The sequence below is a fragment of the Microcystis sp. LE19-84.1B genome (genome assembly GCF_027531875.1).
Lineage (GTDB): Bacteria > Cyanobacteriota > Cyanobacteriia > Cyanobacteriales > Microcystaceae > Microcystis > Microcystis panniformis.
This window is the reverse complement of record NZ_JAPZSR010000152.1, coordinates 1-24,882: the sequence shown is the minus strand read 5'-3', so window position 1 is coordinate 24,882 and position 24,882 is coordinate 1. Positions and strand designations below refer to the sequence as shown.

The following is a 24,882-nucleotide window of genomic DNA, read 5'->3' as shown; positions in this document are numbered from 1 at the left end:
TGTGCCTTTTCCTTCATATAATGGTTTGTCTTTAATCACCATGACATCAGGATAAGTATAAAAGCGATATCTTGGCATCCATAACCGTACATCACTCATAAAAGCCCAATAATCTTGATTGTTAATCTTAGTCGGAAAATTTTTATAAAAATTACCAGCAATCAGATTATGATTGATTGTTGCTCCCGTCATAGGAATAATATCTCCATCTAGATATTCATTTTTGTATTCTGCTGTTTCTTCTAGCTGACAGTATTCTTCAGGTGTGTAATAGCGTTTTTCGATTTGAACTTGCATACTAACCTCCCTTATCTTGGTTAAATTGCCATTCAATAGCAACTTTAATATTAGCTTGTGCTGAATCTTTTGTCACCAAAGGAATCCCCGTTTTACCCTCAACTTGTAACCCAAATTCTAAAGTAACCTTACTGGGTGGATTGGATCGGGAAATCATGATAAGCTCATCTAAAAATATAGCAAATTATACAGACATCTAAGACAAGTAATAGAGTGTAGGCAAGGGACATGAGCCTTTCTTGTCTGAATCTGGCTGCTAATCTAAGAATAAGCGGTTTAAATGCGTCTTAGCTTATTAGCATTTCTTGTCTAATTCCCTGTTTCCGCCGAAAAGCGATCGCTAGTTGTCCAATTTAACTTGATTCAAGTGTATAACAGCCATTTCCCCACACAGATCCCTAGGGAGCGTTTCTCATAAAGATGAAGTATAAGCTAATTCACTATCGACGATCGACTCCCACCTGAGCATTAAGATAACTGTTATCAGTAATTATCGGAAAATAAATTCCCATACCTATTTTCTCGTGGCACAATAGAGACAAAGTATAAAAAACTTAACAATAAGGAGGGGTTCGATGGTTGCTACACCAGTCAAAACAAAACGTCTTACCGTGCAGGTGGCCAATCTCACCGCAGACACCACCGCTATTCGTTCCCTCGATTGGGATCGCGATCGCTTCGATATTGAATTCGGATTACAAAACGGTACGACTTATAACTCCTATCTGATTCGTGGGGAAAAAATCGCCCTTGTGGACACCTCTCACGAAAAATTCCGTAAACTATATTTTGATAGCCTCAACGGATTAATTAACCCCCAAGAAATTGATTATTTAATTATCAGTCATACCGAACCCGATCACAGTGGGTTAGTCAGAGATATATTGGAACTCGCTCCCAATATTACCGTCGTTGGGTCGAAAGTAGCAATTCAGTTTTTAGAGAATTTAGTTCATCATCCTTTTCAACGTCAACTGGTCAAAAATGGCGATCAGTTAGACCTAGGCAATGGTCACATTCTCGAATTTGTTAACGCTCCTAATTTACACTGGCCCGATACTATTTTTACCTACGATCACGGTTCGGGAATTTTATTTACCTGTGATGCTTTTGGAATGCACTACTGTTCCGATGATCTTTACGATGAACAATTAAGTGCTATTGAACCAGATTATCGCTTCTATTATGAATGTTTAATGGGTCCTAATGCTCGTTCCGTACTAGCGGCGATGAAACGTATGGAACCCCTAGGTAATATTAATCTCGTGGCTAATGGTCATGGACCGTTATTAAAACATAATGTTACTGAATTATTGACCCGTTATCGTGATTGGAGTCAGGCACAAACTAAGGCAGAAAAAACCGTCGCTGTTTTCTATATTTCCGATTATGGTTATAGCGATCGCCTCTGTCAATCGATTGCCAAAGGTATTACTAAAACTGGTTTGGCTGTAGAAACTTTAGACCTGAAATCCGCCGATCCCCAAGAGGTAAAAGAATTAGCTTCTTCTGCGGTGGGAATCGTCATCGGTACTCCCCCCGTTTCTGGTATTAATGCCCAAGAAATTACGGGGAATCTAGGCACAATTCTCGCCTCGGTTAACCCCAAACAATACCTCGGAATGTTTGAATCTCAAGGGGGTGATGATGAACCAATTTTACCTCTATTTAATAAGTTTCTTGAAGTTGGCTTAACCAAAGCTTTCGATCCCATTCGTAGCGCGGAAACTCCTAACGAGAGTCTCTATCAACGCTGTGAAGAAGCGGGGACAGACATGGGACAACTATTAACCCAAGAGGTAAAAATTAAACAAAGAAAATCCCTCGATACTGACCTTGATAAAGCCATCGGACGGATTAGCAGTGGTCTATATATTATTACCACCAAGAAAGGAGACAGAAGCGGGGCAATGGTCGCTTCTTGGGTGACGCAAGCAAGTTTTGATCCTCCCGGTTTTACCGTTGCTGTGGCCAAAGATCGGGCGATCGAGTCTTTAATGCAAGTGGGGGATCAATTCATTTTAAATATTCTGGAAGAAGGCAATTATCAAACCCTGATGAAACACTTTTTAAAACGTTTCGGACCTGGGGAAGATCGTTTTGCAGGAGTCAATACTCGCACCGCTAATAATGGTTCCCCAATTTTAGCCGATGCTCTCGCTTATTTAGAATGTGAGGTAGTTAGTCGCATGGAATGTGCTGACCACTGGATTGTTTACAATAAAGTCACCGATGGTCGCGTTTCTAAACCTGATAGTTTAACGGCCGTTCACCATCGCAAAGTCGGTAATTATTATTAGGATTCTTGCTTGATTTGACTGGTTGAGAAAATACAGATCAAGATGCTTGCTCTCAGCTTTTGAGATGGTTCACCCTCTCAACCAGTTAGTCATACTAAATCCGTTGATTATAGGCTACATATCAGGAGAGGCAATAGGCAAAAGGCAACTCCCCCCGACGTCGGGGGGGTTGGAGCAATAGATAATCAGTTTTTAATAACCGGATTTAGTATCACATCTGATCACTGATTACTTACCCACTGATAACTGATAACTGATAACTGATAACTGATAACTGATCACTGTTCCTATGGACTAATACCCGCAGATTTAAGGGCCTTGTCCATTAAAATTACATGGGTACTGCTTTCCTGTCCCTCATTGGCAGGACGACGCTGAATATAACTGCCATCGGATTGTAATTCCCATGCTTGCCGGTTATCTGACAACATAATCCCGAGAATTTCTTCTAGTTCCTTGGCGATCGCTGGTTCATCGATGGGTGTCACTGCTTCCACGCGACGACTCAGGTTCCGCGACATCCAATCGGCGCTACCAATATAAACCTCCTCCTGACCACCATTGTAGAAGTAAAAAATGCGGGAATGTTCCAAAAAGCGGCCGATAATGCTAATTACTCGGATATTTTCGCTTATTTCTGGCAATCCGGGCTGTAAACAACAGATGCCGCGAATAATCAAGTCAATCTGCACACCGGCACGAGAAGCGGCGTATAAGGCTTCTATAATCGGTTTATCCACAAGAGCGTTCATTTTTGCGACAATGCGACCCGTACCGCCATTTTTACAGTTTTTGGCCTCGCGATCGATCATTGCTAACATCCGTTTTCGCAAACTCACCGGAGCAATTAAAAGTTTGCGGTAGGATTGCTGACGGGAGTATCCAGTCAGAAAGTTAAATAAATCGGTGATATCTGCTCCTAAATCCTCGCGACAGCTAAATAAACCCAAATCAGTGTATAATTTAGCAGTTTTTGGGTTATAATTGCCCGTGCCAATATGGAAATAACGACGGATTTTATCCCCTTCTTTTCTGACCACGAGAACCACTTTTGTGTGGGTTTTTAGACCAACTAAGCCATAAACAACGTGAACTCCGGCTTGTTCGAGCTTTTTCGCCCAACTAATGTTATTTTCCTCATCAAAGCGAGCTTTTAGTTCCACTAACGCTGCTACCTGTTTACCATTTTCCGCGGCTGCAATCAGGGAATTGACAATCGGGGAATCTCCGGAAGTACGATACAAAGTCATTTTAATCGCTAAAACATGGGCATCATAGGCCGCCTGGGCGATAAACTGTTGTACTGAGGCACTAAAGGAATGGTAGGGGTGATGAACGAGAATATCGTTATTGCGAATTAAAGTAAAAATATCTTCGCCATCCTGTTCTAAAATGCCGTCTTCGTTACCGTCAACTATTTCTCGCAATCCCTGTAAAACCGGTGGAGTGACGGCATTCCAAGGGGGATCTTTCAGTTCGGGACAGGGTAAAGACAGAAAATAAAATAAATCTTTGTGTCCTAGCAGTCCATCCACATCGTAAACATCGATCTCCTCAAGTCCCAGATCGCGCATGATCCGGTCTTTAATATTGCTAGGAGTAGAACTGTGGATTTCCAGACGTACTGCCGATTTACCGATGCGGCGCTTGCGTACTTCTTCCTCGATCGCTAATAATAAATCATCGGCCTCATCTTCTTCAACGGAGATGTCAGCGTTGCGCGTCACCCGAAAAGGATAACATTCTTGGATGATCATGCCGGGGAAAAGTGCCTCTAAATTGTGCATTACCACCTGTTCAAGGGGTACTCCCGTCCAAATCGAAGCTTTTCCATCTTGGTGGCGTAATTCCTTGGATAATGCCAGAAAACGGGGGAAAACCTGCGGCACTTTCACCCTGGCAAATAGTTCTTTATCGGTGTCGGGATCGCGAACGACCACGGCTAAATTGAGACTAAGATTAGAAATATAGGGAAAAGGATGACTAGGATCCACCGCTAGGGGAGTTAAAACGGGGAAAATATTTTGTTCAAAGTAATCATGGAGATAATTGCGCTGTTCTTGATGTAAATCTACATAGTTAATCAGATGAATTCCCTGTTCTACTAAGAGATTTTTTAGGGTGTGTTCAAAAAGACGATCCTGCTGTTGTACAAGGGGACGCAGACGTTTACTGATCTCGGTTAGCTGTTCCGAGGCAGTCCGGCCATCGGCACTTAAAACGGCTACATTTGCCTCTACCTGTTGTTTAAGCACTGCCACCCGTACCATAAAAAATTCGTCGAGATTGGCACAAAAAATGGCGGTAAATTTTAATCTTTCCAGTAGGGGAGTCCGAGGATCAAGTGCTTCATAAAGCACGCGACGATTAAATTCTAACCAGCTTAATTCTCGGTTAAAGTAATATTGCGAATCTTTAAGATCGATTGCAGAAGTTACGGTAGGAGCTTTAGTCATAGAGTCTAATATCCAAATAGTAGATTAAACAGTTAGAAACAAGCCACTTCAGCCTAAATTTGACTATTTTGGGCGTTTTTTAGGCTATATTGCCCCAGATTAACCAAAGTTACCCCGATTATCTTGGATGCTAGTCCTACTGATTTTAGCCTGACTGGGGAAAAAATCAATTTATTAAAAGGTTAAGAAATCAATCCCGACAGATCAAGGTTAAATTAATCTTTCAGTGAAATTAGAGTGCCAGTAAGAACAATAGGCATAATTTGCTGAGAATATCGTCTTTAAAGCCCAGCTTTGATTATAACACAAAATCGAGCCGATCTGACTTGTTAAATATATCATCTCCAAGTTCAGGCAATAATCCGAATCAGAATATTTGATAAGGATGATGATTAGATTGCCAATTAATCATTAGTGTATATAGGGCTTGCTGAAAAAGTACGGGCGAAGCATTCGGATAGAAAATCTCCGGTTTCACCGATAAATTATTGCCCGAATGCTTCGCCCCTACAGGACGCGGGCCGATGAAGTGCCTACATTTCACATTTATTCAGCAAGCCCTAATTAATTCGTCAATATTTATTGACAGCTTCTCTTTGTCAATCAACTTACCAAACTTTAATCCTTCAAACTTTAAATCCAACTTATTTGTCTTAAAGTCCAGAAAACGGGTTTCTAAATAGTTTCTTGAAGAAACCCGTTTTCTAGGTGACTTAATGCTTCTTTCCAGGGTTCATCATAATTGGCGCTTGCTGGGTTCATTTGAGTTGTCTGCTTACTCCTAGGGGGTGAAGCGCGATAGCGTAACGCACCGATTCAATAATAGAGTTGGTGCGTTACGGCGGCTTGTTAATTTTGGTTTTTTGACGGAATTGATAGCCGCCTAACGCACCCTACGCCTACTTAATTAAACAAAGAAATTACCCACTGGAATGCTCCCTAAAGCTGGTAAAGTACCAGTAAATCCAGTGATATTTATTAATAAATCATCGCTGGATTGGAAGCCAGCCGCGCTATCATTAATAACGAGGTAAGTTCCAGCAATCGCACCAGTTGTTACTTGCACTAAGGCGGCACTATTAACCGCTAATTCTTGATTACCTGTAGTGGCTCCATTGGCATCAGTAAATACTTGATTGACTAAATTCTGTAAAGTGGTGACAGTGCTATCAGCAGCGCGACTGAAACTACTAGGCGCATTCATGGCAGTTCCACCTTGAGTTAATAAGTCGATTTTATCACTATTGATGGCAAAATCTGTGATACTATCGCTTGTTGATATGGTAGATTGACCAAATTGGAAGATGAAAGTATCTGCACCTAGACCACCGGTTAAAGTATCAATTCCCGCACCTCCATTGATTTGATTATTGCCACTATTTCCGGTGATATTATTGTTACCAGCGTTACCTGTACCGTTAATATTGTTAGTGCCAATTAGTCTGAGGTTTTCGACATTGTTGGGTAAGGTGCGAGTGAGAGTGCTTTGCCAAGTATCAGTAATGATAACTTCTCCTATTCCTCCTTCGGGATTGATGGTAGCATTAACCGCATTTGACAGGGTTACTGTAAAGGCTTCATCGGCTTCGTTGAGGTTATCATTGAGGATGGGAATGCTAATAGTAGCAGTAGAAGTATTAGCAGCAATGGTGAGAGTTCCTGTCTGGCTAGTGTAATCTACATTGGCGGTAGCGTTAATGGGTGCAGTGGTATAGTTGACGCTAATTGGTTGTGGATTGGGGTTATTGACAGTGACGGTGAGGATGGCATGATTATCTAAGCCTTCGACAACGGTGACATTATTGATGGAGACTTGGAAAAAGTCGTCATTCGTAATTGTTCCGGTAACTGGGGTGGCTGTACCTATTGTATAACCAGTCCCGGTCGCGAGGGTTAAAATAACGGTTTCGTTGGGTTCAATAGTTGTATCTGCTGTCGGGTCAATTGTTAAAGTAGCCGTACTGAGTCCAGCAGCCAAGGTAATTGTTCCGGTTGTTGACGTGAAAGTTGCTGCACCGGTTTGGCTATAGTCTGTATTCAGGGTAGCTGTACCAGCAACGCTATAATTTACGGTCAAGGCGTTAGTCAAATTGCCAGTACGGGTGAAAGTATAAACTAGATTAGTTGTCCCATCTTCAGCTACACTGACAGGATTGACGGTTAGGGTAACAGGTGAAGGTGTGGTATTACCAAAGTTGATATTATTGACAGTTTGACCTGAACCAACGACGACTGTGTGATAATTGGGACTGTTAGGAAAGGTTTGACTGAAACCGCTGGGAACAACTTCCCGCACAATGTAAGTTCCTGGTTGGACATTAGTAAAGCTATACTGTCCTGCTTCATCAATATTGGTGGTACTAGGATTATCAACGGCCGTGACTTGAGTTGGTTCTCCTGCATCTAAAACCCCGTTATTATTTAGGTCTAGGTAAATGCTCACTCCGCCTAATCCTGGTTCTTTGAAGCTTTGAGTTCCACTACCTAACCCATCAAAAACACCTAATAATTGGTCAGTACTGGTAAAGATACTAGCACTAGGATTAATTACTTGGAGATTACTGATGTTCGCACCGGTTCCTACGCCAAAAGCTGATAGCTTGACTCCTGCATTTTGTAAGGCGAGAACTTCATCGCTATAACTCCCCCCTTGGTTGTTTTCCCCATCGGAGATAAAAATCACATTTCCATTACCAGTAGTTGTTCCTATACTCGTTAGGGTGTTGGTGGCTTTCTGTAAGGCTATTTCAAAGTTAGTTCCACCTAAATATACTAGAGAACGTAAAATCTCTTCGACATCTTTAATGCCATTGTTATTGCTATCTGTTGCTGGATTTGTGGTCAATTGAATCCCGCTAATAGTTGGATTCATATCCCGTTGATTGGCACTACTTTCAAAGCTGACAATACTGACTTTAGCTGTAGAACCTAATCCTTTACTAACTAAGCGATTATTTAAGGCAATAAATCCCGCTATTTCGGCATCTAGTCGGGTATTGGCTGTACCATCATTATTAACATCTCCTACAGCTAACCCCTGAAATAGCGAACTTGTACTACCGGAAACATCAATTACAAAAACTATATCGGGAGGATTACCTTGAATTAAGTCTTCGCGGACTCCATTACCGTTGATGTCGTTCCATTTTAACCCTTGAATTCTTCCTGGATTATCATCATTGGTAATCGTACCCGTAACTGCGGTGGTCGTACCTACTGTATAACCTGTACCCGAAGCAAGAGTTAAAGCTACAGTTTCATCACTTTCAACTGTGGTATCAGCAGTGGGGTCAACTGTTACAGTAGCAGTCGCTGAACCAGCAGCGAAGGTGACTGTATTGGTAGTCCCTGTACGAGTGTAGTCGGTATTAAGAGTCGCTGTCCCTCCCAGGGTGTAATTGACTGTTAAAGCATTTGTTGTTACACCAGTACGGGTGAAGGTATAAACCAGATTAGTTGTCCCATCTTCTGTCACACTTGCGGGAGAAACTGCTAGGGTGACACTAGGTAAATCATCATTGGTAATCGTACCCGTAACTGCGGTGGTCGTACCTACTGTATAACCTGTCCCGGTCGCGAGGGTTAAAATGACAGTTTCATCGGGTTCAACTGTGGTATCCGCAGTGGGGTCAACTGTTACAGTAGCAGTGGATGAATTAGCAGCAAAATTCACTGTCCCGGTTGTACTGGTGAAAGTTGCTGCACCGGTTTGAGTGTAATCTGTGCTAAAAGTAGCTGTCCCCCCAACTGTATAATTTACTGTCAAAGCATTTGTTGTTACTCCTGTACGGGTGAAGGTATAGACTAAGTTGGCTGTCCCATCTTCTGTCACACTTGCGGGATTTATCGTTAAAGTAATACTCTGGTCGTCATCGATAATTGTTCCAGTTACTGCTGTTGCTGTACCCACTGTATAACCAGTTCCTGAAGCGAGAGTTAAAGCGACGGTTTCGTTGGGTTCAACTGTAGTATCTAGTGTCGGGTCAATTGTTACGGTCGCCGTGCTAGAATTCGCGGCAAAAATGACGGTTCCTGTAGTTCCAGAAAAAGTGTTCGCACCTGTTTGGGTATAGTCTGTATTAAAAGCAGCCCCGCCACCAACAGTAAAGTTCACTGTTAAAGGATTGGTTGTAGAACCTGTACGGTTAAAAGTGTAAACTAGATTTTGTGTTCCATCTTCAGGGACGCTGGCGGGGCTGACAGAGAGGGTGACATTAACAGACTGTACTTCATTATCAGCGATAACTATCGTAGCGCTATTCGGTGTTCCCAAATCGTAACTGATAGTATCAGTTAATGACAGAATTACAGTCTCACTCCCTTCTGTCACAGTATCATCAGTTGGAGTAACCGTAATCGTCGTAGCAGCCTGTCCTGCCGGAATAGTTATGCTCGTAGGAAGAGCGTTATAATCAGTGCTACTAGCAGTTCCTGAAATTGAGTAAATTACGGTTAAAGGACTGGCTGTGCTACCTGTCCGACTGATAGTAAATGTGCCAGGATTGACGGGCGTACCTTCACCAGCGTTGGCATCAGTAGCAGTCACGGTTACAATAGTTGGGTTTCCAAAACTGCCTGCTTGAATGAAGACTGCCGAGTCGAAAATAAAGTCAGTCGTATCAGCAATTGCCAGCTTTATTGTTGCTGGAATTCCAGGGGCAAGCTTGTCAGCAGTTGCACTCAATACCGTTGTAAAACCATCGAATTGGTTGTCGAAAGCACCCCCAGTATTTGAAATAAAAAATGCCGAGTTAGTGACAGGGCTGACATTATTGATAGAAACAGGCGTTGTTGTCCCAGGAATGAGAGCAATATTTTCCCCATTCACGAAAAAAGCAAAAACGTCATTATACGACGAACCAACATACTCAGGATACTCTTCGGACGCAAAGACAAAAGCGAAGCTGATAGTGCTAGATAACGGAATAAAGTCAAACTTTAATACTGCCGCATCATTTGTAGTTCTCGGAGTGACTATATTATTTAGGTCTGTGTCACCTGACTTACCATTATTAGCACCAGCAGAATTACTGTTGTTTGGACCTGTGGCAAGAGCAATATTCCCGCTGCTGAGAACAATCCCCCCATTGATGCCTAAACCTGCTGCTAGTCCGCCACTAAAAAGTCCTGCTGCAACATTAGCACCTGTAAAACTGATACTGCTTACTGTAACACCAGAGCCGACTAAAGCGGTAACAAGATTGGCCGCAGTTACGCTATTCAAATCGGTTGTAGTTATACTCTGTTCAATCTGAATTTGCTGTCCATCAATCTCAACAATAGCAGTATCATTTTCTAATTTAAGCACTTGCAACTGCTGACTAGATAAACTCTCTCCTGACACCAACTCTGCAAAAATTGCCCCCTCATCTCCCGCACTATCCACCGGATTAACTTGAGCATCCACATAATGCCCAATTTCTTCTAAAATTACCTTAACTATCGTTGCTGGCGAAGCCGTATGTAAAAAAGATGCTGATAGATAAATCTTATTCGTACTACTGGAATATGCCCCATTCGCCGTCCCCAAAACCTCATCACTGAGTACCTCAATTGGGGGAAGTTGACCGAAATTTCGACTTTGCCACTGCTGTCGTAATTCCGTCGCCTTAACCACATCATAACTTGTGCCAAAAGCAGTTTCTAAATTCGCCCAAAAACCATCAGATTGAGCGAAATTAAACAAAACATCGTAAACAGCAGGAAGAATCGGCAAAAAAGTGGAAGTCATGACATTAACAGCAAAAGTTTATTGCCGACAATTCTGGCACAACAAGTGTCAATTTTTCAACCTCTGTAACAAAAATTAACATTTATACAAGAAAACGGGTTTCTAAATAGGCGTTTGCAGAAAACGGGTTTCTCAAAGAAACCCGTTTTCTCAATAGTTTCTCAAAGAAACCCGTTTTCTAAATACAAGAAAACGGGGGCGTTGTCAGATCAGAAGAGGAAAGATGCAATGCTCCGGTGCTGATTCGGAGCATCTTTCAATTTGACAACGCCGATTGTAGGGCTAATTCCGGAATTAGCCCTAGGCCGATTGTAGGGCTAATTCCACTGCTAAATCGAGCGACTCTTGTTCCCCACTTAAGCCCAACCATCGGCACTATTCGTTCATTAAACACTAATTGTCAAGATGCAATGCTATCCTTGCTATCAAAGTAATTTCAGTTCCTAGCTGATTCGGAGCATCTTTCAATTTGACAACGCTGGTATTTATGCAAGTCTTTTAAGATTGTCAAATTTTTATTTGAATTTTGTATTGATGATCGATCATAAATTTGATTTTCCTAAAATTCATCAATACAGTTGTTTTTAGAAAATGATTTAGGATTGCTATAGTTTACTTTGTCTTCTTTGGTAGAGTCCATCCAAAATCTTAAACACTTATTCCGAATAAAAAGCCGGCAAAAAAAGGCTACAAAACTTAATAATGTCCAAAACAGCTAATTTTCCCCTCGTTGGCTCTCTGGTTGGTGAAAGAAAAATCTAGGCTAATCCGATAATAACCTGCGGGCAAATCCTGCTAGGGGGGTTTTATCTGTTAAAATTTCTTGTCGTCGTGAAGTGAAGCGGGAAGAGTATGCGAATTCTATTTGTGGGTGCCGAGGCCGCCCCAATGGCCAAAGTTGGGGGAATGGGAGACGTAATTGGGGCATTACCGAAAGTCTTGCGTCAGCTAGGTCATGACGTGCGGATTTTTCTGCCCTACTACGGTTTTCTCCAAGAAAAAATGGACATCCCTTCCGAACCCATTTGGTCAGGATTCGCCATGTTTCAGGATTTTTTAGTCTATGAGACGGTTTTACCCGATACGGATATTCCTCTCTACCTCTTTGGTCATCTAGCTTTCTCTGGACGCAGTATCTACGGAGGCGAAGATGAGGCCTGGCGATTTACCCTATTTGCCAATGGTGCGGCGGAATTCGCTTGGAATTACTGGAAACCGCAAGTTATTCACTGTCATGATTGGCACACGGGCATGATTCCCGTCTGGATGCACCAAGACCCCGATATTAGCACCGTTTTTACTATCCATAATCTCGCCTACCAGGGTCCTTGGCGGGAGGCGTTAGAAAAAATGACTTGGTGTCCTTGGTATATGCAGGGCGATAATACCATGGCCGCGGCGGTTCAATTTGCCAATCGCGTCACCACCGTCTCTCCCACCTATGCCCGTCAAATACAGACCCCCATTTATGGCGAAAATTTAGAGGGATTATTGTCCTATATTTCCGGCAATCTGGTGGGGATTGTCAACGGCATCGATACGGAGGTGTATGACCCGGCTAAAGATGTTTATCTTAAGCAGAATTTTACCCCAGAAACCATCGAAAAACGTCTGGCCAATAAAATTGCCCTGCAAGAAGAAGTGGGGCTACAGGTCAGTAAAAGTGCCTTTGTCATGGCGATGGTGACGCGTTTGGTGGAACAAAAAGGTATTGATCTAGTGATGCAAATTTTAGATCGCTTTCTCACCTATACTGATGCACAATTGATTATTTTGGGTACAGGCGATCGCTATTATGAAACCCAACTATGGGAGATGACTTCCCGTTTCCGGGGGCGAATGTCCCTGCATCTTCTCTATAGTGATGCCCTTTCCCGTCGCATCTATGGGGGGGCCGATGCTTTGTTAATGCCTTCCCGTTTTGAACCCTGCGGCATTTCCCAATTAATGGCCATGCGTTATGGTTGCATCCCCATGGTACGCCGCACCGGTGGTTTAGTCGATACGGTGTCTTTCCACGACCCGATTCAGGAAAAAGGAACAGGATTTAGTTTCGATCGCTATGAACCTTTAGACCTGTTTACCTGTATGATCCGGACTTGGGAAAGTTTCCGTTATAAACAGGATTGGCAAAAACTACAGCAACGGGCAATGACTCAAGATTTTAGTTGGTATAAATCCGCTTTGGAATATCTCAAAATCTACAAACAAATCACTGGACAATCGGAGCAATTATCCGATGAAGAAAAAGATAAATTTGTCGCCCTGACTAGCAGTTAAATCCTCCTTGAGTAGGGGTGAAGAGATATCACCCCTACTGGCTAGAAATTAACCGGTGATGGCGTTGAGAAGAACTTCCGCTAGGGTCATATCTTCCATATCATCGATAGTAATTGTGTCAACGATATCGAATTTGGCCCCCGCCGTTTCTAGTTGATCGTCTAAAGCTTTGAGAAATTCGGTTGCTTGCCGATCATGGCCTACTTGAATCAGAGAAATGGCTAATTCTTGATCGCTATCGAGTTTTCGAGAAGCTTCGATAATTTGACGCATCACCGCTTTGCGATCATCTGGTTCTCCGTCGGTAATCACCAGAATAGTTTCTCCGTTGGGTTTAGTTTTGCCGGCAGTTTTGCGCTGAAAATAATTATCGAGGGCATCTTGAAGCACAGCTGCCAAGTCTGTCCTCCCCATCGGTTCATTTTCTTGATAAATTCGTGTCACCTTATCGGAAGTAACATTATCATAGCGTCGGAAACGTCCGGAAAAAAGATAGATAGTGATGCCGTCGGGATCGATTTCCTCGCACTTTCTAGCCAAGGCGAGGGTGGATTCTTGGGCAATTTGCCAACGGGTTTTCTCACTGGGTTTATCAGCAGTGGACATACTGCCACTTTTGTCAATAATCAGAGTATAATCTCTGTCCTGTACAACACTTTCACTGGTCATAGGGGCTATACCTCCAAGGGATTTGCGCTCGTCCTAGTCTAATAATTATTAAACTCTAGGATGGAAACTCCACCTCGATCGACTAGGGTTTTTTAACTATTGAGGGGGGGGAGACAGCGTAATCAACAGCAGAAACTATCGCCAGAAAACCGGTCGGGCTAAAATGAAAAAAGTATGAAAATTATTTCTTAACCCGATATTGTTAAATTAGCCGATGAGTGATAGCAAATCGATCGCCTCAACCGAGAAAAAGCCAGATAATCCACCTTCTTGGAGTTTTTGGACGGTGTTTAGTTCCACCTTCCTAACCATATTTTTGGCTGAAATCGGCGATAAAACCCAATTAGCCACCCTTCTGATCAGTGCCGAATCCCAATCCCCCTGGGTGGTTTTTGCTGGGGCAGCCAGCGCTTTAATCGCTACCAGTCTCCTCGGTGTCCTGATCGGTTATTGGATTGCTCGTCGTCTTTCCCCCAAAACCTTAGATATCGGTGTCGCTATCCTTCTCCTTTTGATCACTGGTTTACTGATCAGCGATATTCTCTAAGCAATCAGTTATCAGTGATCAGTGATCAGTATTCAGTATTCAGGAGTCGGTCGTCAGGAGATAGGGTGATAGGGTTTTGGGGTGGTAGGGTGATGAGACAGCTTCCCCACCTCCCCATCACCCCACTTCCCCACTTCCCCACTTCCCCACCACCCATCTCCCTAGAATTTATGAATTGGCAATTATTCGGACTGACATTTATCACGGTTTTTTTGGCAGAAATCGGCGATAAAAGTCAATTAGTAGCGATCGCTCTCGGTGGCAGTTCCAAATCACCCAAAGCTGTCTTTTTTGGCTCAATTACCGCCTTAATCCTGACCAGTTTCTTAGGAGTCCTTGCGGGGGGCAGTATGGCGCAGTTATTCCCCGCTAAGATATTAAAAGCAATAGCGGCCATTGGTTTTGCGCTGCTTGCTGTCCGGCTGCTTTGGCCAGATTCGGATTGATCATTGGGTTTGCGGCAAAAAGCTTTTCCTGGGGGCAGGGTGTGGCCCCCCAACCCCCCCGACATCGGGGGGGCAGGGTGTGGGGAAGTGGGGAAGTGGGAAAGCTGTCTCATCACCCTATCACCCCAAAACCCTATCACCCTATCACCCTATCTCCTGCCTCCTGTCTCCCGACTCCTGATAGCTAAAAAACTGAGGCAAATTCCGTAAAAATAATTAATTTTTTGGAAAAAAGCAGCGAAAACTACAAAAAACAGCCAAAAAGTAGCGAAAGTTACAAAAAATCTGCTAACCTAGCCGTAATATCACACAGATATTCGTAGAAAGATTCCCGAAAATCTCCTCAGCAAAAACATCCGTGTGAAGTAGCTAATATTGTCAGCGAGGTTAGTTCAAGATCATCATGTCAAATTTAGGACGACGTAAATTTCTCCTGTACGGTTCTGCCGCTTTGGGAACCAGTATTCTGTTAAAAGCTTGCGGTGGGCAAAACCAAACCCCCACGGCCAGTTCTAGCCCAGCTGCTAGTCCCGCCCCGGCTTCTGGAGAGACAATTAAGGTGGGTATTCTGCACTCCCTCAGTGGCACCATGGCCATCAGTGAAACCAGCGTAGTCGATGCGGAAAAACTGGCGATCGAGGAAATCAATGCCGCCGGTGGTGTTCTTGGTAAACAGATCGAGGCAGTGGTGGAAGATGGCGCTTCCGATTGGCCAACTTTTACCGAAAAAGCCACCAAACTGATCGACCAGGACAAAGTTGTGACCGTCTTCGGTTGTTGGACTTCCGCCAGTCGTCAGGCGGTTTTACCCGTATTTGAAGCTAAAAACCATATGCTCTGGTATCCCGTCCAGTACGAGGGTCAAGAGTGTTCTAGAAATATCTTCTACACCGGTGCCGCACCTAACCAACAGATCGAGCCAGCAGTGACTTGGTTGCTGGAAAATAAAGGGAAAAAATTCTTCCTCGTCGGTTCCGACTACGTTTTTCCCCGCACCGCCAACACGATCATTAAAGAGCAGTTAAAGGCGAAAGGCGGCGAAACCGTGGGCGAAGACTATCTACCCCTAGGTAACACGGAAGTTACCCCGATTATTACCAAAATTAAGCAAGCTTTACCCGATGGCGGCGTTATTTTCAACACCCTTAACGGTGACAGTAACGTGGCTTTCTTTAAACAACTGCAAGCGGCCGGTTTAACTCCCGATAAATATCCGGTCATGTCGGTGAGTGTTGCCGAGGAAGAAGTTAAACAGATTGGTAAGGAATATCTCCTCGGTCAATACGCTTGCTGGAACTATTTCCAAACCGTAGATACCCCCGCTAACAAGAAATTTGTTGCGGCTTTTCGAGCTAAATATGGTGAGGATCGCGTGACCAATGACCCCATGGAAGCGGCCTATATTATGGTCTATCTCTGGAAGCAAGCGGTGGAACAAGCGGGAACCGCCGATGATCTGGACAAAGTTCGCGCCGCCGCCATCGGACAAAAATTTGATGCTCCCGAAGGACCGGTGCAAATGTTCCCCAATCATCATATCTCCAAAACCGTCCGGGTTGGTCAGGTGAGAGATGATGGTCTATTTAACATCGTTTGGTCAACTCCGGGGGTAGTGGATCCGCAACCTTGGAACCAATTTGTCCCCGAAACTAAGGGCTTTGCCTGTGACTGGACTGATCCGGCCAAGGGCGGTAAATTCAAAATGGAAAAATCCTAGTTTTAGTAATTTTTCCAGACAATAACGAGGGTGAGGTGGACATTACTGTTCACCCCACTTTTTAAAGCTTAAAAATGCACAGGAATAACGAAAAGTGTCAGCATTATTGGAAGGATTATTTAATGGTATTAGCATCGGTTCTGTGCTATTGCTGGCCGCTTTAGGACTAGCGATTGTCTTTGGACTGATGGGGGTAATTAATCTCGCTCACGGTGAGTTAATGATGTTAGGGGCCTACAGTACTTTTGTGGTGCAAAATGTCTTTAAAGGTTTCGGTTCTCCCTTCTTTGATACTTATGTTTTATTCGCCCTACCGATCGCTTTTTTAGTGTCGGGATTGGCGGGATTATTATTAGAAAGGGGGGTGATTAGGTTTCTCTACGGCAGACCCCTAGAAACGCTGCTGGCTACTTGGGGAGTTAGCTTAATTCTGCAACAATTTGTCAGAAGTGTCAACGGCTTATTAGCAATTAGTTTAATAGTTTTCTGTCTCTTATTTTTTGGGGCAATGAAGGTGTTAAGTCGTCGCCTAGATTGGGAGAGAATTCGCAGTTTAGCTATCGGTATCACCCTCCCTTTATCCCTAGCTATCGCTGGATTATTAGGCTATCTTTTATCTTTTAATTCCGTTCTTGCTAAACCCTGGTTTAGTGCCAGAAACGTCGATGTAACCGCTCCTGTTTGGTTACGGGGAGGTTTACCTTTACTGGGTTTTCAAATGCCCTACACCCGTATATTTATTATCATTTTAACTGCTCTTTGTTTGTTAGGGACTTATTGGTTTTTAAATAAATCTTCTTGGGGTTTACGCATTCGTGCTGTCACCCAAAATCGCCAGATGAGTGCCTGTTTAGGCATTCCAACAAATCAAGTGGATGCTTTGACTTTTGCCCTCGGTTCGGGATTAGCTGGAGTTGCCGGTTGCGCGATTAGTTTCTTAGGTTCCGTCGGTCCAAATGTGGGACAAAATTATATCGTTGATACTTTTATGGTAGTGGTGGTGGGAGGAGTGGGTAATCTACTAGGAACTATTATCGCGGCCATGGCCATTGGTGTGGCTAATTATTTAATTGGTTCGGGAACTTTTGCCCTGATGTCCGGTTCCGTGGCAGCACTAAAACCCCTAACGGATTTCTTCACCTTTTTCTCCACCACTAGCATGGCCAAAGTGATGATTTTTGCTTTAATTATTGCTTTCTTGCAATTCAAACCTGCGGGAATTTTTCCTCCTAAAGGACGTACTGCCGAGTTATAGATTATGATTACCGAAACCATCACTAGAAACGAATCCCGACAACGGGAAAAGAAAAAGTTAATCACGGAAATCGCTGTTATCGTTGGATTGGTGGTTATCTTTGCGGTGTTTTTGCCCTTAGCTTTGTCGGCTTTCCGCTTGCGTTTATTGGGGCGATTTCTTTCCTTCGCTATTGTCGCTTTGGGGATAGATTTAATCTGGGGTTATACGGGTTTATTAAGTCTTGGTCATGGCATCTTTTTTGCTCTCGGTGGTTACGCTTTGGCCATGTACCTAAATCTTCAGTTACCCCCCGGAAAAATGCCCGAATTTTTTACTCTCTATGGGGTGACAGAATTACCTTTTATTTGGCAACCTTTTTATTCCCTACCTTTGACAATTTTAGCCCTAATTATTGTACCAGCGATCGTGGCAGGATTATTAGGTTATTTAATCTTCCGCAATCGCATTAAAGGGGTTTATTTCTCGATTTTAACCCAAGCGGCTTTACTGGTATTTTTTAACTTTTTTAACGGTCAACAGAAGTTAATTAACGGCACTAATGGCTTAAAAACCGATACCCAAACAATTTTCGGGTTACTGGTGGGTTCCGATGCCGTTCAAGTGGCCTTTTATTTACTCACAATTGTCTGTTTACTGGCTATTTATCTCCTCTGTCGTTGGTTAACTACAGGCAGATTTGGGCGCTTATTAGTCGCCATTCGCGATGATGAGGTGCGGGTTCGTTTTTCTGGTTATGATCCTACTTGGTTTAAGGTGTTAGTTTTTGCCATTTCTGGAGCGATTGCCGGTGTCGCTGGCGCTCTTTACACCGTGCAAACCGGAATTATCACTCCTAACTCTATGGATGTGGCTTTTTCCATTGAAATGGTGATTTGGGTGGCTGTGGGGGGACGCGCTACCCTTGTGGGGGCAGTTATCGGTACTTTATTGGTACGCATGGCCCAAACTTTTTTAAGCGAACAATTGCCGGAAGTCTGGGTATTTTTCCAAGGGGCCCTATTCCTAATTGTGGTGACAGTGCTTCCCGATGGTATTCTCGGTGGGATTAAACGTTTGCTGACTCATTTTGGTTTCCGCAAAACTTTAATTACCTATCCTAGTATTGAGGAAGATCCAGAAGTGCAACTGGAAAGAGAAGAATTAGAGCATAAGTGATCTTATTCTGTTAGTATTCTCCGAGTCAGGAGACAGGAGACAGTAATCAGTAATCAGTAATCAGTTTTTTTCTCCCCACTTCCCCACTTCCCCACTTCCCCACTTCCCCACTTCCCACTTCCCACTTCCCACTTCCCACTTCCCACTTCCCCACTTCCCCACTTCCCCACTTCCCCACTTCCCCACTTCCCCACTTCCCCACTCCCTCTTAGAAATTATGACTGGAAAAATCTTAGAAATCGAGAATCTTACCGTTAGTTTTGGGGGTTTTAAAGCTCTCAATAATCTTAATTTCAGTATGGATACGGGAGAATTGCGGGTGATTATCGGTCCCAATGGTGCGGGAAAAACCACTTTTTTAGATGTGATTACTGGGAAAGTGCAACCCACCGTCGGACGGGTATTATTTAAAGGTCGAGATCTCCGCAAAATTCCTGAATATGCGATCGCTCGTTTAGGTATTGGTCGCAAATTCCAAACTCCTAGGGTATATTTAAATCTAACTGTGCGAGAAAATCTCGATTTAGTTAGCAACCGTAATAAAAATGTTTTCTCGACTCTTTTCGGTCGTCCTCCGCTAGAAGATAGCAGAAAAGTTATTGGTTTATTGGAAATTATCGGGTTAACTGCTAAAGCTGATTTATCCGCTTCTTTACTGTCCCACGGCGAAAAACAACGCTTAGAAATTGGTCAATTAGTGGCCCAGTCACCAGATTTACTGCTAGTAGATGAACCCGTGGCAGGATTAACCGATGAGGAAACAGAAAACGTGGGCAATTTGTTATTAAATCTAGCGGAAAGTCATTCAATTATTGTCATTGAACACGATATGGAATTCGTCCGTCAAATTGCCCGTAAAGTCACGGTTTTACATCAAGGAACCGTTCTCTGTGAGGGGAATATGGAGCAAATTCAAAATGATCCGAAAGTTATTGAAGTTTATCTAGGTTCCTCGGAAGAATAAAAAGTAAAATGATTAAAATTAGTTAAAAAGGGTTGACAATGTTACACATATCTGATCTCAATGTTTACTACGGAGAAAGTCATATTTTAAGAGATGTTGATCTTAACATTAATGCGGGAGAAATGGTCTGTTTAATCGGACGTAATGGCGTGGGTAAAACTACCCTATTAAAAACCCTAATGGGTATCTTAAAACCGCGAGCGGGAGTAATTAATTATGAGCAACAAAACCTCATTAATAAAACCTCAGATCAAAGAGCCAGACTAGGACTGGGTTATGTGCCGCAGGGTAGGGATATTATTCCCCGTTTAACGGTAAAAGAAAATTTAATTCTCGGTTTGGAAGCTTTACCCACAAGGAGAAAAAATGCCAAAATTCCCGAAGAAATCTTTGATTTATTTCCCGTTTTAAAAACCATGTTATCGCGGATGGGAGGAGATTTAAGCGGTGGACAACAACAGCAATTAGCCATCGCTCGCGCCTTAGTTGGGGAACCAAAATTATTAATTTTAGATGAACCCACAGAAGGAATTCAACCGTCAATTATTCTCGAAATTGAAGCAGCGGTGCGGCGTATTGTTGCCAGCAAAGGAATCGCCGTTTTATTAGTAGAACAACACCTGCATTTTGTCCGCCAAGCTGATCGATATTACGCCATGCAGAAAGGGGGAATTGTTGCTTCTGGTTTCACAAGCGAATTAAGTCAAGAAGTCATTCAGCGATTTTTGGCAGTTTAAACTTAACTTTTTCCTTGGATTAAGGAGGGATCGACACCCCCCTTATCAAGGGGGGATTAAGGAGGGATCGACACCCCCCTTATCAAGGGGGGATTAAGGAGGGATCGACACCCCCCTTATCAAGGGGGGATTAAGGAGGGATCGACACCCCCCTTATCAAGGGGGGATTAAGGGGGGATCAAAGACAAAATCTATCTTCAATTCAATTATAACCACTTACTTATATGACTCAAATAGTCGTAATTGGTGGCGGGGCAGCGGGATTTTTTGGCGCAATTAAAGCGGCAGAATCTAACCCAAAAGCTGGCGTTACTATCCTAGAAGCGGCAAAAGAACCCCTAGTTAAAGTGCGGATTTCGGGAGGGGGACGCTGTAATGTCACCCATCATTGTTTTGATGTTTCCCAATTGGTTAATTATTATCCTCGCGGTGGCAAAGCACTACGGGGAGCTTTTAGTCGGTTTCAACCCCAAGATACTATTAAATGGTTTGAATTGCGGGGGGTAAAACTAAAAACGGAAGCGGATGGACGAATGTTTCCCAGCACCGATAATTCTGAAACTATTGTTAATTGTCTGCGGGAAAGTGCGACTTTTGCTGGGGTTAATTTAAGGCTAAATTCCCCAGTTAAATCCGTAAAAAAACAGGAAGAAAGTTTTTTAATTGAATTAAAAATAGATGAGCAAATTAGAGCAGATAAGCTGTTAATTGCTACGGGAAGTAGTCCTTTTGGTTATCGCACCGCTCAAGATTTAGGTCATTCTCTAGTCTCTCCTGTCCCTTCTTTATTTACCTTTCAAATTGCCGATCCTCGTCTGAAAGATTTGTTAGGGGTTACTGTGGATAAAGTGCGAGTTCGTCTTGGGGGAAGTAAATTAGAACAAATCGGACCTTTATTAATTACCCATTGGGGAGTTAGTGGACCGGCTATTTTAAAACTTTCTGCTTGGGGAGCGCGGGTACTTCACGAGCATCATTACCGAATGCCTTTAATAATTAATTGGTTGGTGGATTATCATCCTGAAAAATTGCGAGAAATTATCTTACAAACTAAAAGTGAATATCCCAAAAGAAAACTTTTTAATTATTGTCCCTTTGAGCAGTTACCTAAGCGTCTTTGGCAGAGTTTATTAAGTTACTTGACTGTTAACTCAGAAACTCCCTGGGCAGAATTATCTAAAAATACTCTCAATCGATTGATGATTGAATTACAGCAGGGGGAATATCAAATCAAAGGGAAAGGGGTGTTTAAGGAGGAATTTGTCACCTCTGGGGGAGTGAATCTTCAGGAAGTGGATTTTAAAACTATGGAAAGTAAAATCTGTCCGGGGTTATATTTTGCCGGGGAGGTACTAGATATCGATGCAGTCACGGGGGGATTTAATTTTCAAAGCGCTTGGACCACTGGTTATCTCGCTGGACAAGCTATGGGCAATAGAAGGGTGTAGGGAGTGCTGGAGAGGGGGAAGTGGGGAAGTGGGGAACCTTTTTTCAGTAAACAGTAAACAGTGAACTGAAAACTCACATCTGACAACTGATAACTGATAACTGATAACTGATAACCCCACCAACAAACTTTTTGCCGCAAACCCTAGTTGATAACCGATTCCTTGATGTTGCTATTCCCAAATTGGACCGGCTGCAATTATTTCTTGGGAGGCAGTGGTAAATTGACGGAAATTTTCCACGAAACGATGGGCCAATTCTCGCGCTTGTAGGTCGTAGGATTCGCCATCTTGCCATGCTTGTCGCGGGTCGAGGATTTTTTTGGGAACTCCGGGGACAATTTCGGGAACGAGAACTTGAAAGATGGGATGAGGATGAAAAACGACTTCCTCTAAATCGCCATTTAAAGCGGCGGAAACCATAGCGCGGGTGTGTTTGATCGAAATGCGATCGCCGACTCCGTAGGGACCACCGGACCAACCAGTATTAATCAGATAAACGGAGGTTTCGGGATGTTGTTCTAAACGTTCCCCTAACATTTGGGCATAGACGAGGGGTGAGAGAGGGAAGAAACATTGACCGAAACAACTGGAAAAAGTCACCTGTGGGGCGCTGATTCCCCGTTCCGTTCCCGCTAATTTGCTAGTATAACCGGAGAGGAAATGATACATCGCCTGGTCCTTGGTTAATTTGGCGATTGGTGGCAGTACCCCAAAAGCATCGGCAGTTAAAAAGATAATCGTTTTCGGGTGGGTCCCCATGCCAGATACGGCACAATTAGGGATATAACGCAGGGGATAGGCGGCGCGGGTGTTTTCGGTCAAACGTCCATCATCGTAGTCGGGAAGGCGATTATCGGGGGAGAGGATCACGTTTTCGAGAATAGTGCCAAATTGAATCGCCGCCCAGATTTGGGGTTCGTATTCGGCACTTAAACGGATGGTTTTAGCATAACAACCGCCTTCAAAGTTAAAAATGCCGTCTTCTGACCAACCGTGTTCATCATCACCGATGAGGCTGCGTTTAGGATCGGCGGAAAGGGTGGTTTTCCCCGTACCGGAGAGACCGAAAAAGAGGGCTGTATGACCGTGTTTATCGATGTTAGCGGCACCGTGCATCGGTAAAACCCCTTGTTTGGTCATCAGGTAATTCATCATCGAGAAGACGGATTTTTTGATTTCGCCAGCGTAGCGAGTGCCACCGATGAGAACGATTTTTTTGGCCAGGTTGAGGACGATAAAGGCTTCGCTGTTCAGTCCGTCATCCTCGGGATCTCCCTGTAACCCCGGCAGGGCAATCACGGTAAAATCAGTTTCATGGGCAGCTAGTTCGATCGCACTGGGCCGGAGGAATAACTGATGAGCAAAGAGGTTATGATAGGCGATTTCGGTGACGACGCGCACGCCAAAGCGACAATTAGGATCGGACCCGACGTAACCATCGAAGATATATAGGTCTTTTCCCTGCACATAGGCGAGGACTTTTCGGTATAATTGCTGGAATTTTTCCTCGCTAATCGGAGCGTTATGCTGATTCCAGTCGATTTCCTTTTCGCTGGTGGTTTCTTTGACAATGAATTTATCTTTGGGGGAACGACCGGTATATTTACCCGTTTCCACCACTAAAGCCCCATTATCGGCTAAAACGCCCTCATGACGTTCGATCGCCTGTTCGACTAATTGCGGTACGGAAAGATTGCGATAAACGCGACCGAGATTTTTCATGCCTAGGTTTTCGAGGCCGTAGGTGGGATGAATTTGATTTTCTAATTCGTAGTGGAAATTGACATTCTCCATGCGATCGGACAAGGGACAAGAGATACTATCATTGGTCAGCGTGTGTAGAGTCAGCATAACCCCAATTCTCCTGATAATTTAGTTGTCGGTTTAGAGCTAAGTTCTAGGTCTCTGATTAGTGCAGTTATAGAAACTAGAAAACCCTCGTTTTCTGTCTTTTTCACTCCCAGACACCTAAGAAGCTATATTGATTAGTTGATCTGACGATGTTTCCCTGATTAATCTGGTCTTTTGCTGTCGGTAAAGCCAACTTCAGAGCGGTAATTCAGGATTATTTGCGTATTTAACCCTCATCTCCCAGTCAGGGTTTGTACCTTTTCCCTCTTGCCGATCTAACTGCTTTTTCTAGCTATTTTTAGTCTAGCTGTACAATAGGATACAGCTAATGTTTTTTTTACAAAAGTTAACAGCTAAACAAAATTGGTCAGCTAATCTAGCAGTTAAGTGGGTGGGTGGAATTAAATATAAGATGAACGTAGGTTGGGTTGAAGTATGAAACCCAACGGCCGATTATGTTACGCTACCGCTAACCCATCCTACAAATAATTGTGCCTCCCTACTTAAGCTGCCCGCGAATTTAAATTGCTTGTTGAGATGAGGCACTCTTGCAACGGTAAAGGGATTTGAGGAGATTTAGCCAATCTTAAGGATAGGCGGTTAAAATGCGTCTTAGCCTATCTTAATGGTGGGGGAGGAAGTCTCTGGTTTTGGGGAACGTCAGAACAATAGCTGGTTGTCTAGAGATGATGACAATGATCCTAAACGTGGTCAAATCGATTTCGCCGCTAATAAAAAAAAGTCGATTGACACAGGAACCAGTTAGCGGCCAAAATTGACTCTATTAGCCGTTGGCAAGCCTTAGAATTGATTGTGTAACAGGTTAATTAATTCTAGCTCGATCTCGAAAAAAAACAACTAATATTGACATCCTCACCGCCGTAAACGGACGGTGATTCCCAAACCTCACGATTTGGGTTTCTGCTTCTTTCCCTTGCGGGGTTCCGCACCTGCCTTAACAGATTTACTCTGTTCTGGTCTTATGGTCGCTCTACAGACTGACACCGCAAGCCCTGCGGCCAAAAT

General features: G+C 43.5%; 18 protein-coding genes. 11 read left to right on the top strand and 7 right to left on the bottom strand.

The window, feature by feature from the left end:
• Together O9324_RS09710 and O9324_RS09705 are read right to left on the bottom strand one after the other, a co-directional pair.
• Positions 1-297 (bottom strand): Uma2 family endonuclease (locus O9324_RS09710; RefSeq protein WP_271987681.1); only part of this gene is annotated, 297 nt, incomplete at its 3' end.
• Between the two features lies 1 nt (position 298).
• Positions 299-454, bottom strand: a complete 156-nt coding sequence (locus O9324_RS09705) for a CU044_2847 family protein (protein WP_002786874.1) — start codon at positions 452-454, stop codon at positions 299-301.
• Positions 455-872: 418 nt separating this feature from the next.
• Between O9324_RS09705 and O9324_RS09700 the strand changes: the two genes are divergently transcribed.
• Positions 873-2,597 carry a diflavin flavoprotein gene (locus O9324_RS09700; protein WP_288140071.1) on the top strand — a complete coding sequence of 575 codons (1,725 nt, stop codon included), beginning with the start codon at positions 873-875 and terminating at the stop codon, positions 2,595-2,597.
• 287 nt (positions 2,598-2,884) lie between these two features.
• On the opposite strand, the gene ppk1 is transcribed toward O9324_RS09700, so the two are convergent.
• Together ppk1 and O9324_RS09690 are read right to left on the bottom strand one after the other, a co-directional pair.
• A complete protein-coding gene (ppk1, locus tag O9324_RS09695; protein WP_288140070.1) occupies positions 2,885-5,053 on the bottom strand; it encodes a polyphosphate kinase 1 in 2,169 nt (722 codons plus the stop codon).
• A 907-nt stretch (positions 5,054-5,960) separates the two neighbouring features.
• A complete protein-coding gene (locus O9324_RS09690; RefSeq protein ID WP_288140069.1) occupies positions 5,961-10,784 on the bottom strand; it encodes a choice-of-anchor L domain-containing protein in 4,824 nt (1,607 codons plus the stop codon).
• 852 nt (positions 10,785-11,636) lie between these two features.
• Here O9324_RS09690 and glgA point away from each other — a divergent pair.
• Complete coding sequence (gene glgA, locus O9324_RS09685) at positions 11,637-13,064, top strand: glycogen synthase GlgA (protein ID WP_288140068.1); 1,428 nt, start codon at positions 11,637-11,639, stop codon at positions 13,062-13,064.
• A 48-nt stretch (positions 13,065-13,112) separates the two neighbouring features.
• On the opposite strand, the gene O9324_RS09680 is transcribed toward glgA, so the two are convergent.
• Complete coding sequence (locus tag O9324_RS09680) at positions 13,113-13,733, bottom strand: vWA domain-containing protein (RefSeq protein WP_288140067.1); 621 nt, start codon at positions 13,731-13,733, stop codon at positions 13,113-13,115.
• Positions 13,734-13,947: 214 nt separating this feature from the next.
• On the opposite strand from O9324_RS09680, the gene O9324_RS09675 reads away from it, so the two are divergent.
• From O9324_RS09675 to urtC, 5 genes are all read left to right on the top strand, one after another.
• Positions 13,948-14,280, top strand: a complete 333-nt coding sequence (locus O9324_RS09675) for a TMEM165/GDT1 family protein (protein ID WP_002788220.1) — start codon at positions 13,948-13,950, stop codon at positions 14,278-14,280.
• A gap of 170 nt (positions 14,281-14,450) precedes the next feature.
• Entirely contained in the window at positions 14,451-14,726 is a 276-nt protein-coding gene (locus tag O9324_RS09670; protein WP_002764179.1) for a TMEM165/GDT1 family protein, read from the top strand.
• A gap of 403 nt (positions 14,727-15,129) precedes the next feature.
• A complete protein-coding gene (urtA, locus tag O9324_RS09665) occupies positions 15,130-16,443 on the top strand; it encodes an urea ABC transporter substrate-binding protein (protein ID WP_288140066.1) in 1,314 nt (437 codons plus the stop codon).
• 94 nt (positions 16,444-16,537) lie between these two features.
• Positions 16,538-17,698 carry an ABC transporter permease subunit gene (locus tag O9324_RS09660; RefSeq protein ID WP_288140065.1) on the top strand — a complete coding sequence of 387 codons (1,161 nt, stop codon included), beginning with the start codon at positions 16,538-16,540 and terminating at the stop codon, positions 17,696-17,698.
• 3 nt (positions 17,699-17,701) lie between these two features.
• On the top strand, positions 17,702-18,856 hold the full coding sequence (gene urtC, locus O9324_RS09655) for an urea ABC transporter permease subunit UrtC (RefSeq protein ID WP_288140064.1): 1,155 nt from the start codon (positions 17,702-17,704) through the stop codon (positions 18,854-18,856).
• Positions 18,857-18,909: 53 nt separating this feature from the next.
• Here urtC and O9324_RS09650 read toward each other — a convergent pair whose 3' ends face one another.
• Positions 18,910-19,050, bottom strand: coding sequence for a hypothetical protein (locus tag O9324_RS09650; RefSeq protein WP_288140063.1), 141 nt, complete (start codon positions 19,048-19,050; stop codon positions 18,910-18,912).
• A 23-nt stretch (positions 19,051-19,073) separates the two neighbouring features.
• On the opposite strand from O9324_RS09650, the gene urtD reads away from it, so the two are divergent.
• The 3 genes from urtD to O9324_RS09635 all read left to right on the top strand — a co-directional run bounded on the left by urtD (position 19,074) and on the right by O9324_RS09635 (position 22,005).
• Positions 19,074-19,820 (top strand): urea ABC transporter ATP-binding protein UrtD, encoded by a 747-nt coding sequence (urtD, locus tag O9324_RS09645; protein ID WP_002771592.1) that lies wholly within the window; start codon positions 19,074-19,076, stop codon positions 19,818-19,820.
• Positions 19,821-19,858: 38 nt separating this feature from the next.
• Positions 19,859-20,557, top strand: coding sequence for an urea ABC transporter ATP-binding subunit UrtE (gene urtE, locus O9324_RS09640; RefSeq protein ID WP_002771591.1), 699 nt, complete (start codon positions 19,859-19,861; stop codon positions 20,555-20,557).
• A 224-nt stretch (positions 20,558-20,781) separates the two neighbouring features.
• Positions 20,782-22,005, top strand: a complete 1,224-nt coding sequence (locus O9324_RS09635) for a BaiN/RdsA family NAD(P)/FAD-dependent oxidoreductase (RefSeq protein ID WP_288140062.1) — start codon at positions 20,782-20,784, stop codon at positions 22,003-22,005.
• 171 nt (positions 22,006-22,176) lie between these two features.
• Here O9324_RS09635 and pckA read toward each other — a convergent pair whose 3' ends face one another.
• On the bottom strand, positions 22,177-23,856 hold the full coding sequence (pckA, locus tag O9324_RS09630; RefSeq protein WP_288140061.1) for a phosphoenolpyruvate carboxykinase (ATP): 1,680 nt from the start codon (positions 23,854-23,856) through the stop codon (positions 22,177-22,179).
• Between the two features lie 628 nt (positions 23,857-24,484).
• On the opposite strand from pckA, the gene O9324_RS09625 reads away from it, so the two are divergent.
• Complete coding sequence (locus O9324_RS09625; RefSeq protein ID WP_287704831.1) at positions 24,485-24,622, top strand: hypothetical protein; 138 nt, start codon at positions 24,485-24,487, stop codon at positions 24,620-24,622.
• The last annotated feature ends 260 nt before the right edge of the window (positions 24,623-24,882 follow it).

Coding starts and splice junctions, on each gene's coding strand:
- O9324_RS09705 (WP_002786874.1), bottom strand. CDS start 454: ATGATTTCCCGATCCAATCCACCCAGTAAGGTTACTTTAGAATTTGGG.
- O9324_RS09700 (WP_288140071.1), top strand. CDS start 873: ATGGTTGCTACACCAGTCAAAACAAAACGTCTTACCGTGCAGGTGGCC.
- ppk1 (WP_288140070.1), bottom strand. CDS start 5,053: ATGACTAAAGCTCCTACCGTAACTTCTGCAATCGATCTTAAAGATTCG.
- O9324_RS09690 (WP_288140069.1), bottom strand. CDS start 10,784: ATGACTTCCACTTTTTTGCCGATTCTTCCTGCTGTTTACGATGTTTTG.
- glgA (WP_288140068.1), top strand. CDS start 11,637: ATGCGAATTCTATTTGTGGGTGCCGAGGCCGCCCCAATGGCCAAAGTT.
- O9324_RS09680 (WP_288140067.1), bottom strand. CDS start 13,733: ATGACCAGTGAAAGTGTTGTACAGGACAGAGATTATACTCTGATTATT.
- O9324_RS09675 (WP_002788220.1), top strand. CDS start 13,948: ATGAGTGATAGCAAATCGATCGCCTCAACCGAGAAAAAGCCAGATAAT.
- O9324_RS09670 (WP_002764179.1), top strand. CDS start 14,451: ATGAATTGGCAATTATTCGGACTGACATTTATCACGGTTTTTTTGGCA.
- urtA (WP_288140066.1), top strand. CDS start 15,130: ATGTCAAATTTAGGACGACGTAAATTTCTCCTGTACGGTTCTGCCGCT.
- urtC (WP_288140064.1), top strand. CDS start 17,702: ATGATTACCGAAACCATCACTAGAAACGAATCCCGACAACGGGAAAAG.
- urtD (WP_002771592.1), top strand. CDS start 19,074: ATGACTGGAAAAATCTTAGAAATCGAGAATCTTACCGTTAGTTTTGGG.
- urtE (WP_002771591.1), top strand. CDS start 19,859: ATGTTACACATATCTGATCTCAATGTTTACTACGGAGAAAGTCATATT.
- O9324_RS09635 (WP_288140062.1), top strand. CDS start 20,782: ATGACTCAAATAGTCGTAATTGGTGGCGGGGCAGCGGGATTTTTTGGC.
- pckA (WP_288140061.1), bottom strand. CDS start 23,856: ATGCTGACTCTACACACGCTGACCAATGATAGTATCTCTTGTCCCTTG.